Source organism: Blautia sp. ZXY-1-C6 (assembly GCF_056339875.1).
The window spans coordinates 40,971-52,140 of sequence record NZ_JBWJVQ010000159.1; the positions used below are offsets into that span (position 1 = coordinate 40,971).

11 protein-coding genes and 1 pseudogene are annotated in these 11,170 nt (G+C 35.6%); all 12 read left to right on the top strand.

All coding sequences use genetic code 11. From position 1 onward, the window contains the following. Positions 1–46 precede the first annotated feature (46 nt). The 12 genes and pseudogenes from AC075J_RS07280 (at position 47) to AC075J_RS07335 (ending at position 11,041) form a co-directional block, all read left to right on the top strand. Positions 47–247: a hypothetical protein gene (locus AC075J_RS07280; RefSeq protein WP_020993536.1), complete on the top strand. Its 201-nt coding sequence runs from the start codon at positions 47–49 to the stop codon at positions 245–247. Beyond that, positions 222–1,745, top strand: a complete 1,524-nt coding sequence (locus AC075J_RS07285) for a caspase family protein (protein ID WP_476390193.1) — start codon at positions 222–224, stop codon at positions 1,743–1,745. Before AC075J_RS07280 ends, AC075J_RS07285 begins: the two co-directional genes overlap by 26 nt. Positions 1,746–1,881: 136 nt before the next feature. Then, positions 1,882–4,200, top strand: a complete 2,319-nt coding sequence (locus AC075J_RS07290) for a tetratricopeptide repeat protein (RefSeq protein ID WP_476390194.1) — start codon at positions 1,882–1,884, stop codon at positions 4,198–4,200. A 51-nt stretch (positions 4,201–4,251) separates the two neighbouring features. Then, the gene (locus AC075J_RS07295) at positions 4,252–4,743 is read left to right on the top strand and encodes a hypothetical protein (RefSeq protein WP_118586876.1); all 492 of its coding nucleotides are present in this window, start codon (positions 4,252–4,254) and stop codon (positions 4,741–4,743) included. A 20-nt stretch (positions 4,744–4,763) separates the two neighbouring features. Next, the gene (locus AC075J_RS07300) at positions 4,764–6,062 is read left to right on the top strand and encodes a protein kinase domain-containing protein (RefSeq protein WP_476390195.1); all 1,299 of its coding nucleotides are present in this window, start codon (positions 4,764–4,766) and stop codon (positions 6,060–6,062) included. A gap of 39 nt (positions 6,063–6,101) precedes the next feature. After that, entirely contained in the window at positions 6,102–6,818 is a 717-nt protein-coding gene (locus AC075J_RS07305) for a VWA domain-containing protein (protein ID WP_207664469.1), read from the top strand. 13 nt (positions 6,819–6,831) lie between these two features. Then, complete coding sequence (locus tag AC075J_RS07310) at positions 6,832–7,659, top strand: PP2C family serine/threonine-protein phosphatase (protein ID WP_476390196.1); 828 nt, start codon at positions 6,832–6,834, stop codon at positions 7,657–7,659. A gap of 38 nt (positions 7,660–7,697) precedes the next feature. Further along, a complete protein-coding gene (locus AC075J_RS07315; protein ID WP_476390197.1) occupies positions 7,698–8,429 on the top strand; it encodes a hypothetical protein in 732 nt (243 codons plus the stop codon). Between the two features lie 37 nt (positions 8,430–8,466). Beyond that, the gene (locus AC075J_RS07320) at positions 8,467–8,826 is read left to right on the top strand and encodes a TerY-C metal binding domain-containing protein (protein WP_118586868.1); all 360 of its coding nucleotides are present in this window, start codon (positions 8,467–8,469) and stop codon (positions 8,824–8,826) included. 99 nt (positions 8,827–8,925) lie between these two features. Then, on the top strand, positions 8,926–9,441 hold the full coding sequence (locus tag AC075J_RS07325) for a metallophosphoesterase (protein WP_476390198.1): 516 nt from the start codon (positions 8,926–8,928) through the stop codon (positions 9,439–9,441). Next, positions 9,429–9,587, top strand: a pseudogene (locus tag AC075J_RS07330) (YdbC family protein); the annotation flags it as partial. The gene AC075J_RS07325 and the pseudogene AC075J_RS07330, both read left to right, overlap by 13 nt. Before the next feature lie 347 nt (positions 9,588–9,934). After that, the gene (locus AC075J_RS07335) at positions 9,935–11,041 is read left to right on the top strand and encodes an RNA-guided endonuclease TnpB family protein (RefSeq protein ID WP_476390199.1); all 1,107 of its coding nucleotides are present in this window, start codon (positions 9,935–9,937) and stop codon (positions 11,039–11,041) included. The last annotated feature ends 129 nt before the right edge of the window (positions 11,042–11,170 follow it).

Below are 11,170 nucleotides of genomic sequence, written 5' to 3' on the forward strand. Positions count from 1 at the left end.
AGAGTGATTTTTTAAACATGCCCTGGAAATGGAAAGGAGAAAAAAGATGGGAGTATTAACAAATCAGGAGCGAAAAGCGAAAATTGGGGATATCGTAGAGAAAGTAACGCAGATGTCAGATGAACAGCTTGGAAATGTTCATGAATATACATCCGATGAATTTAAAGAACCCAATCACGAGGCAGTAGCGTTAAACGCAGTTATTCAATTAAGCAGAAAGTATGGAAAAAGTGAAGATGGAAAATAGATTCTATGCATTGCTTGCACCGGTTGGAGTTTATGAAATCGGTAAAAGAAAAAACCTTCCATCATGGAAGATGGATTTGGAGTTAATGAAGACAGCATTGGTGCAGGGCTTGGAAATCCCAGATGACAATATACGGATCTCTGGTGAAAATGGAGTAGTTACGAGCAGAAGTTTTGCAAGGAATATTGCGGAAATTTCAAAGTATGTTTCTGAAGAAGATGGATTTATATTTTATTTTTCAGGTCATGGAGATAACAGCGGATTATGCTTTTCAGATGCCGCAGTTTCCATTCAGAGTATCATTGAATTCATTAAAAAGATCAAAGCGAAAAGTAAGATCGTTATTATGGATTGTTGTTATTCCGGGGACTTCCGTATGAGTCAGAGTGTGAAGATGGACATGGAAAAAACGGTAGATGATTTTGCAGGTCATGGGATTGCAGTCATGGCATCCTCAGCATCTGATGAAAAGTCCTGGCTTGGAGTGGGAGGAACACATAGCTTATATACAGGGATTTTAACTACCGTTATGACAGTCAATCGAAAAATCCGACATGGAAAAGTTTCACTGGCGGATATTAATGAAGAAGTGAAACAGCTCATAAAAATCTGGAATATGAAAAATCCGGATAGAATCCAGCATCCTATCTATCGTGCCAGCTTAGGCGGCACGATATTTTTTCAGGTAGAAGAATATAAAACGTATCAGTCTTTGCAGGTATATCTTGAGGAAAATGATTATATAATCCAGTCTGTTGAGCCGTTGTCTACGCTAAAGGAAAAGCGATTGGCAGTTTTTATTCTGGTGAAAGAGAAGAGTAATGCCAGGCAGTTGTCTGTGATTACGAGAGAAGCGGTACAGGAAGTAAAGTATGCAGATGTGTATTCAACACAAAAAATGGAAGATATCCATGGCCATAGATCAGCAGATGCTATATGGTTCTATTTTGGATATGATGAAAGCGATATGGTAAATCACCGATATTTTGCAACTGGTATCTGGTGCTGTAATAGCGTATTGCAGAAAAAATATTTCAGGAATGAAAAGAATGCAGAAGTTATAGAAGAAATATGGATCTCACAGGATTCTTCCTATGAAATCGTGCGAAAACTTCAGCAAACCGATATTTCAGAAGAACAATTCCGGCAGCAGGCAAAACAGCTTCTGAGCAAAACGGTATCTATGGCAGAGCAGTTTATTGCGGATCTGGAAGAGGTTGATAACAGAACCAAAACCATTAAGGAAGTTCAGCGGGAATATAAACCATGGATACGCCAGGTCTATGAGGAATATTACAAAATGACAGAAATTCCGGTACCGCCGGATGAACTGCATGACTGGTTTGGTGTGGTGGAGGATTTAGTGGGCTGCGTGCTGGATATGGCACTGGAATTGAGAAGGGATGTAGAATTTAAAGGATTGGACAGATGGGTGTTCAGGAATTGTGTGCGGAGATATTATGAGGACTTGGAGAGGTTGCGGGGGATGGAAGGCTAATATTTGTAAAAAAATATAAAATATGTGAAAGATTGAGATAAAAATTGTGCGTTATGCATATTGCTATGATATAATTTATACGTTTATAGTTACGTGATTTGAAGTAGCAATATCAGAAAGTATGATTGGGTGTAAAATGTGTGAAGAAGAAAAACAATTGATAATTTTTCAGGATAGATTTTCCAATCTTTTAGAGGAAAATATAGAAGCTATTAAAGATGAGAGAAAACTTAGAGGTTTAATTAGTGATTATTTTCCAAAAGAAAAATGGCTGAATCATTTACTGATTTCATTGTACAAAGATGGAATTGTAGAAGAAATAGAAAAATGTGAAAGTGTGGAATTTGAAAGCTTTTTGCGATTTAAAAAGGATCTTATCAGTAATTATAGAACTCAGGAGCAAGAAGCTGAGTGGGCGGTAAATATATGGTTTGAGAGTTATGGAAACTATATTTTGAAAAAAGATAATAATGTTCGAAAGTATGTTCATAGAAATACGGCGATTAATTCTAAGGAGGCAAATGAATTAGTCGAAAAAATTATTCAGATTAGTCAAAATATGCATTATACTGAAAATGCACTACAAGATATTTTGACGATATTTCAAAATGCATCCCAATATCCCAATGTGTTAGGAAAATTATATATGTTATATCCAGTTTTGAAGCAATATTATGATACGGAAGAAACAGAATATTCTTATATTATGTATTACGCGATATATAATGAAAAATCTATTTGTGAATATGAGGATTATATGAATTTGTATAATACATTACTAAGTATGAAATGTAATGTGGATTATTATATTTATGGAATTTTTTTGTTAAAAGGTGCACATTCAAAGGATGGAGTAGTTAGCGTGAAGCTTAATGAGGAAAAAGGATATAAGTGGTGTGCATATTTTTTTGAAAAGTTAAAGAAGATGAACAATATTACAAAAACTAGAGGATTATATTTTCATATTGAAAATTTGGAATTCGCATTGGGTGTTGCATATTTGCAGGGAAAATATGTAAAAAAAGATATAAAAAAAGCTACTATGTGTTGGAAATCCATGCTTAAACGAAATGTAAATGAATATTCCGATATAGAGGATGCTAAAAAAGTTCTTCGTTGTGTAGGTGGGGCATATATAGGAAAATCGGTAACTGTATCGGTAAATGGAATTAAAGAATATGAAATCAAAGTTCAAAAAAATTTGAAGTTAGGATATAAATTCTTAGAGAAAGCGAGTGAATATGGAGATGCATTTTCATTATTCTGTCTGGCTGAGATGTATGAAAAGGGTGAGTATGTAAAAAAAGATTTTTTTCATGCAGTGCAATTATATGAACAGGCAGAAGAAAATGGAGAGGATGAAGCTGCAACATGGATAAAAGAAAATAAAACAGTTGTAGAATTAATTGATGAAGTAGTAGAGATTAGCAAAGCGACTGAATATAATGATGAATTATGGTGTAGAATATATAAGATATTTGAGGAAGCGCCTCAATTCCCAGAGGTATTGAGATGTTTATATTTGTTGTATCCAGTGATAAAAAACTATGACACAGAGGAAAATTGTTATTCTAGAAATATATTCATGCTTTTGTTCAAAAAGGATTCATTATGTGGGTATGAAGATTACTTTGTGTTATTTAATAAAATGGCAGATTTAAGGTGGGATGGGGATTATTATCTTTATGGAATTTTATTAACTGGTGCGGAAGTAGAATGGGGAGAGAGAGTAATTGAGTTAGACCATAATTTAGAAAATGCAATAAAATGGTTTGTATATTTTGATAAATTGATAAATTATGGAAATATTTCTTGTGTTCGATTTTTAATTGGAGAGGAAGAAGAAATTAAGTTTTATTTAGGATGCGCATATATTCAAGGTTTATATATAGAAAAAAATACACAAAAAGGGTATCGATATTGGAAGGAACTATTGGCAATAGAAAATAATAAATGGGGAGATTCAGAACGTGCTGGTAAAATGTTGTTGACAATAGGAAAAATGTATTTGGGAGAAATATGTCATTTTAAGATGTCTAATGATGAAATTTATGATTTTAAGATTAGAAAGAATAGAAAAGAAGGTTTAAAATATTTATATAAGGCAAGCGAACTGGGAAATATAAAAGCAATATTATTGTTGGCGGAAATGTATGAACAGGGAAATTATGTGAACAGGGATGTTGGTAAGGCGTATCAGTTGTATAAGAAAGCAGAAGCAAAAGGTGATGAGAGTGCGCGAGAAAAGATTGCAGATTTAAGAAGTATGCTGGAATTAGAAGAAGTATCATGTAGTAGAAAAGAGAAATTGATTGATATAGAAGATCATAAAGATGAATTCATTCAATTAGATGAGAATGAATATGAACTTGTTGATGTAGGCGAGACTGAAGATGAGTGGTCCGGAGATGAACTCGTTGAAATAGACGAAACGGAAGATTTTGATGAAGATTGACTTGTACTTGTGATAAAATTATAGAAGAATATTAATAAAGAGAATGATAAAATGAATCTGTTAGATATATTTTTAGAGAAAACAAAAATGCCATCTATTGCAGTAAGTATCTTGCCAGAAGTGGCAAAACAGGCTATTTTGCAGAACCAATTACCCAGACTGAATACCAATAATATTTTCCTTAACTCAGGAGAATATTGTTGCTATATAGATAAAACGATTCTTTTAATTGATAAAACAAAAAAAATATATCAACATAAAGGCGGAAGTGCACCAGGTCTTTTTAAAGGAACGAGAATAACTTGGGGAAGTGGGCATCCAGTTGAGTATACAGAAACACAGCAGATCAGGGGGATTTTATATATTACAAATAAACGTGTGATTCTCCAAGCTAAGACAGAAGGATTCGATAAACAACATCGATACTTGACGGCAATTAAACCTTATCAAAATGCTATAGAATTACAGTATGGAACGAAAACCTATTGTCTGATTGTGGCAGATGGAAATTTGGTGTATCATGTATTAAAGATGGTAAATTGAAACGAAGGAGAAGGGAAAATATGGACGGACAATTAAAGACTGGAACAATACTAACATCGGAAGCAGGCGAAGTTTATACTGTAAAGCAGTTACTTGGATCTGGCGGACAAGGAGAAGTATATTCAGTAGAAGCTAAGGGAATCTCTTATGCTTTAAAATGGTATTTTCCTAAAAGTGCAACCAAAAATCAAAAAGATATTTTAGATAATCTGATTATAAAAGGAAAACCCGATGAATCCTTTTTATGGCCACAGGATTTAATTTTTGAAAAAGAAGGAAAGCCATTTGGATATATTATGCCCCTTAGACCGAAGAATTATAAGGGAATTATAGATATGATGAAACGAAAAGCAGAACCAAGTTTCAGTTGTTTGTGTAAAGCTGCATTTAATCTTACGAAAGGGTATCGCGCTTTACATAATATGGGATATTGCTATCGTGATATATCTTTTGGAAATGTTTTTTTTGATCCAGATACAGGAGATGTATTGATTTGTGATAACGACAACGTTTCTTATAACAGTGCGCCAAGTGGCATTTATGGAACTCCGCGTTTTATGGCTCCGGAAATTGTTAATGGAAAAGCAAAACCATCTACAAATACAGATTTATTTTCGTTAGCGGTCCTGTTGTTTTATATGTTTATGCTAAATCATCCTTTAGAGGGAAAACTTGAGGCTGAAATTAAATGTATGGACTATCTGGCTATGAATCGATTATATGGGGAACATCCAGTATTTATTTTTGATCCAAAAGATACTTCCAATCGTCCTGTGAGAGGGTACCAGGATAATGCATTATTATTTTGGGATTTGTATCCGCGACAGTTAAAGGAGCTTTTTATAAGATCTTTTACTGTGGGAATTAATGAAGCAAATAAACGTGTAACGGAAGCAGAGTGGCTGGATGCTTTGGCAAATTTGATGTCTGGTATTGAGATATGTCCTAATTGTCAGGCAGAAATATTTTATGATATAGATAAAGTTAATAAAAATACTGCGCATGTATGTTGGTCCTGCCAGAAAACGGTGAAGATGCCACATATATTAGTTTCTGGCAAGAGTATAGTTTTACTTCAAAAAGGTAACAAACTGTATAAACACCATATCACAGGAAACAGAGATATGTTAAAAGAAGTTGGAGAAGTAGTGCAGAATCCTAAAAATCCAGATTTGCTTGGTATAAAAAATAAAACACAGGACAACTGGACATATATTCGAGTAGATGGAACGCAAATTCCGGTAGCACCTGAGAGGTCTGCTGCTATAGTTGAAGGTGCGAAGATAAACTTTGGGCAATTAACAGGAGAGTTTGTATAAAAACAGAATAATAAATTTTATGAAGCGAGGAAGAGAAAAATGAGTGAAATGAGAAGACCAGGTGGTAAGTTAGCGAGTAGACCATTACATTTTTTCTGGATTGTTGATTGTTCTGGTTCAATGTATGGCGATAAAATTGGAGCTGTTAACTGTGCCATCAGAGAAGTGATTCCAGAGATGAAAAATGCAGCAGATAATAATCCCAATGCGCAGTTAATGGTAAGAGCGTTAAAATTTTCTACAGGTGCTTCATGGATTACAAGTGCACCAGTGAATATTGAAGAGTATGCATGGGATGATTTGGAAGCTGGAGGAGTGACTGACCTTGGTGAGGCCTATGATTTACTGGCAGCACAATTATCGGTAGAGCAGCTTGGAGAAAGGGCACTTCCGCCAGTATTAGTTTTATTGTCTGATGGACAACCAACGGATGATTACAAAACAGCATTGGAAAAGTTAAAGAAACTTCCATGGGGTAAAAAAGCTGTTAAGATAGCAATTTCTATAGGACAGGATGCGGATGATGAGGTGCTTGCAGAGTTTACTGGAAATAGAGAATTAGTATTACAGGCAAATAATGCGGAAATGTTAGTTAAAATGATAAAGTGGGCTTCAACCGCAGCCTCCGTAGTGTCTTCTCCTGCAAGCATTGCTTCTGCAGGTGAGAAAAATAATGATGGAATATCTGTTTCGAATCCGGTTGTAGTAGATATGGTTGATAATATTCCGGATATTGATGGAGACGATGTGTGGTAAGGAGCGTATTCGAATGAGAAAAATCTGTTTGGGGCAGTCTATTCAGGGAGCATCACATAAGAGAACTGGAAAAGAGTGTCAGGATTTTTTTAAAGTGGATGTACAGAAGGACTATATAATTCTGGCAGTCGCAGACGGACACGGGAGTAAATCCTGTCCTTACAGCAGGACTGGTGCAATTTCTGCTACAAATGTGTTTCACGATGTGATTAAAGAGTATTTAAAAGAATATCGTGGACAGTTAGAAAATCTTACAACATTTCTTCATAGAGAGGGAGAAGTCAGCTTTTCAAAAAATATTGAAAGAGCATGGCAATGGAAAATACGGGCAATTCAAGAAAACAATACAAAAATATCATCTAATACACCTAAGGATATAAATGGAAAAATTAACTGGTCAGCGGTTTATAAAATGTATGGTTGTACATTATTGGGAATGTTAATTACAGACGAATTTGTTTTTTCATATCAAATGGGTGATGGGGATATCATGTGTGTAGATTCGGATGGGGTTCGAACTGTAATAGATGGAGATCATATTTTAGGGGTTGAAACACATTCTCTTAGCGGAAAGAATGCATGGGAAAAATCTGTTACGAGCATTGTAAGGAATGATATTTTGGAACATACACCCAGATTATATTTTATGTCAACAGATGGACTGGCTAATAGTTATATTGATTCCAATGAATTTAAAAAGACTTGCCAAGATTATTATAATTTATTTATAGATCATCGCGAGAAAGATATAAAATGTAATTTAAACAAATGGTTAGAAGAAACAAGTGAGCTGGGTTGTGGGGATGATATTACACTTTTGATGTTGTATTTTGAAGGCTGAAAGCTGATTATTATGTGATGTGATTGGGAGAAAAAAGAATGAATACAATAGATTTGAAACCAATATTGCAGAAATATCCAGATGTAGTGAATAATAATAAGGGAAAATTAAAAAATATTCTTCGAGATATCTATCCAGAAATGAGCAGAGAGGTCAATATATTAATAGAAGTATTGGAATCAGGAATTGCTTTGCAAATGAGGCAATTAAATTATATTGAAAAGAAGGATATAAAGAATTATCTTTCTATTTTAGAAAAACTTTACGGAACATCTTCTATATATGGATTAGAGGCAATATATAGTTGGGCTAATGGATTGGGGATTTTATACGATTCAATCGAGTCAACGGATAATAAAATAAGTAACGAAAATCCAATAGTGATGAAGGATAATATATTTGACATTAATTCTCTTGTGTATAAAGATAAAAATGTTGAAATGACATATTTGGGAATTGAAATAGTAGGAGGAGATAATCCGTATAGATTATCGATTAAATTTATTGCGCAAAATAAAACGGATGAAAAAATCACTTTCTATGATGAGATTGTTGTGGTTAATGGAATTGGATTTAGTATAAATACGTTTGCATATAGTCAAGCGGGATATAAGAAAATCATTGGTTTCAGTGTGGATTTAGAAAAATGTAAATATTGTGGGGTACAGGCAGTAAAAGACATACATGATTTAGCATTAAAATTACGTTATGTTATAAATGATAAAGACTATTATACAGATGAGATGAAGCTTAAACTGGTATTTATATAAGAAATACATAAAAATAAATGATAAGAGGATACGCAATATGAATCCTAAAAGAGACGCTAGGATAGCTTTATGTAAATGTAAAGAAGGAAAGAAAACCTACGGAGTCCGCTTTGAAAAGAGTGAAGATGGGTGGAAATATACATGGGCTTTTAAAATAAAAGAGACATCGGCGAAAAGAGAAGGATATGAAAACACGCAGATTATTGGAAATATTTATCCCACAGAGAATTATCCAGGATGTCCATATTGTAGGACGAAATCATTTGTAGTTTGTGAATGTGGAAAGTTAAATTGCAATAATTATAAAGCTGGGGAGTTCGTTTGCGAATGGTGTGGAGAATCAGGAACATTAGTGGATTATGAGGGGGATGGATTTCAATCTGGTGAGGATATGTAAGACATTAAAGAGGCTTTAAATATAGCAAAAGTTTTTTTGACTGATTTGAGAATTTCGATGCGCACAAAACAGCAAAAACATACTTTACGGAGAAATAATATGAGTCTATATGCAATCGGTGACTTCCACCTGTCTTTTACGGTCAACAAACCAATGGACGTATTTGACAAGCGATGGAAGAATCATGTAGTCAAGATCGAGAAGTACTGGAAGAAAAAAGTAACAGAGCGTGACGCTATTGTGATCACAGGGGATCATTCCTGGGGGCGGAATCTGGAGGAGTGTCAGGCGGATCTGGATTTCATTATGGCGTTGCCGGGCAAGAAGATTTTGCTTCGTGGAAATCATGATATGTTCTGGGATGTGAAGAAGACGGAGAAATTAAACGAGATGTTTAAGGGAAAGCTGGAGAGGCTGCGCTGCTCTTTTGAGGCGGCAAAGGCAGTGGGGTATGAGAAATTTATTATGTTTTTGCATTATCCGCCTACCAGTATCGGAGAGATGGAAAGTCCGTTTACTTTGATGGCACAGGAATATGGTGCGGAGAAGGTGATTTATTTACACTGCCATGGAGAAAAGGTACTCGAATTCTATCGTTTACGAAGAAGAAACTAAACCTTGTATCGTGGAATGGTGCAGCTGCAAAGTATGATTTGAGGGATTGGGCACCAGAACATGAAAAAATGGGAAAAGGCATTACATTAAGTGCTGATGAAGTGCAGGAGCTTTATGAGATATTGAAAAATATTGTGGAGGATTAGAACAAGAGAATTGGAGGTAGGGCGTTATGGTAAAAGAGGATTTGTTTTCCGGCATTCGAGCATGTCTGCTCAAATTTATAAAAAATCACAAAACACTTGTTCTGACACAATAAATATATTATAATAGAAAAAAGAACAATATGCTCTTGAAATTTAGACGGTCGAAATAAGCAATAAGTGAGTGTACATAATGAGTTTAGATAATAATTCTCATTCAGTGTTTTTGCTTGATTCTGGTTATGAAATATAGCAGAAAGATGCTGGACGATAAGATGTCAGAGAGAACAAAAGAAATCTTTGAAATATAGCACCTGTTGAAACAATCCATCAGTATATAGAGAGTCAGGGTGAGAAAGATAAACCGGGCAGTAAAAATAAGGATCTATCCAAATAAAGAACAGATAACCCAGATAGAGAAGACGATCGGCTGCAGTCGTTTTCTCTATAACCGGATGCTTGCGGATAAGATCCGTTATTATCAGGAAGAAAAAAAGATGCTGAAAAATACGCCGGCCGGATATAAAAAAGAATATCCATGGCTGAAAGAGGTGGATTCTCTTGCGCTGGCGAATGTACAGTTAAATCTGGAAGGGGCTTTCCGGAAATTTTTCCGGGAAACGGGAGTGGGATTTCCGCATTATAAATCAAAAAAACATTCGCGGAAATCCTATACAACGAATATGGTAAATGGGAATATCTGTCTGCAGGACAGGTTCCTGAAACTGCCAAAGATGCAGCCGGTAAAAATAAAACTCCACCGTATGATCCCGGAGGGATGGAAGCTGAAATCAGTGACTGTGAGCAGGGAACCGTCCGGAAAATATTTTGCCAGCCTGCTGTTCGACTGTGAAAACCAAACAGCGGAGAAAAGACAGGCGGAAAAATTCCTGGGGATGGATTTTGCCATGCATGGGATGTGTGTATTTTCTACCGGTGAAAGAGCCGGATATCCCATGTTTTACCGGAATGCAGAGAAAAAGCTTGCCCGGGAACAGAGAAAACTTTCCAGATGTGAAAAGGGCAGCCGTAACTATCAGAAACAGAAGAAAAAGGTTGCTTTATATCATGAAAAGATAAAGAACCAGAGGAAGGATTTCCAGCATAAGCTCAGCCACAGCCTTGCAGAAGACTATGACGCAGTATGTGTGGAGGATCTGAACCTGAAGGGGATAGCCGGAGGCCTGCATTTCGGAAAAGGGATACAGGATAACGGATACGGTCAGTTCCTTTCCATGCTTGGATATAAGCTGGAAGAACGTGGAAAATATCTGATAAAAGTAGACAAATATTTTGCATCCAGTAAGATATGCAGCGTATGCGGACATAAGAAGAAAGAGCTGGCATTATCAGAACGGATATACCTATGCGAATGTGGAAACCGGATGGACCGGGATGTGAATGCGGCGGTCAATATTCTGGAAGAAGGAAAAAGAATATATAAAAAATGTGCATAATAGCACAGAAAAGATCCGTAACCGGATAAAAAAAGAACCGAGGGACACGCGGGGATAGCCTGTTTTAGCTTTGCTCTGAAGGGCAATTGAGCAGGAAGCTCTCACTTTAAAATCTGTAAGATTTAAGTG

Excerpts from the sequence above, each read along its gene's own strand:
- AC075J_RS07280 (WP_020993536.1), top strand. The coding sequence starts at position 47 with ATGGGAGTATTAACAAATCAGGAGCGAAAAGCGAAAATTGGGGATATC.
- AC075J_RS07285 (WP_476390193.1), top strand. The coding sequence starts at position 222 with ATGGAAAAAGTGAAGATGGAAAATAGATTCTATGCATTGCTTGCACCG.
- AC075J_RS07290 (WP_476390194.1), top strand. The coding sequence starts at position 1,882 with ATGTGTGAAGAAGAAAAACAATTGATAATTTTTCAGGATAGATTTTCC.
- AC075J_RS07295 (WP_118586876.1), top strand. The coding sequence starts at position 4,252 with ATGAATCTGTTAGATATATTTTTAGAGAAAACAAAAATGCCATCTATT.
- AC075J_RS07300 (WP_476390195.1), top strand. The coding sequence starts at position 4,764 with ATGGACGGACAATTAAAGACTGGAACAATACTAACATCGGAAGCAGGC.
- AC075J_RS07305 (WP_207664469.1), top strand. The coding sequence starts at position 6,102 with ATGAGTGAAATGAGAAGACCAGGTGGTAAGTTAGCGAGTAGACCATTA.
- AC075J_RS07310 (WP_476390196.1), top strand. The coding sequence starts at position 6,832 with ATGAGAAAAATCTGTTTGGGGCAGTCTATTCAGGGAGCATCACATAAG.
- AC075J_RS07315 (WP_476390197.1), top strand. The coding sequence starts at position 7,698 with ATGAATACAATAGATTTGAAACCAATATTGCAGAAATATCCAGATGTA.
- AC075J_RS07320 (WP_118586868.1), top strand. The coding sequence starts at position 8,467 with ATGAATCCTAAAAGAGACGCTAGGATAGCTTTATGTAAATGTAAAGAA.
- AC075J_RS07325 (WP_476390198.1), top strand. The coding sequence starts at position 8,926 with ATGAGTCTATATGCAATCGGTGACTTCCACCTGTCTTTTACGGTCAAC.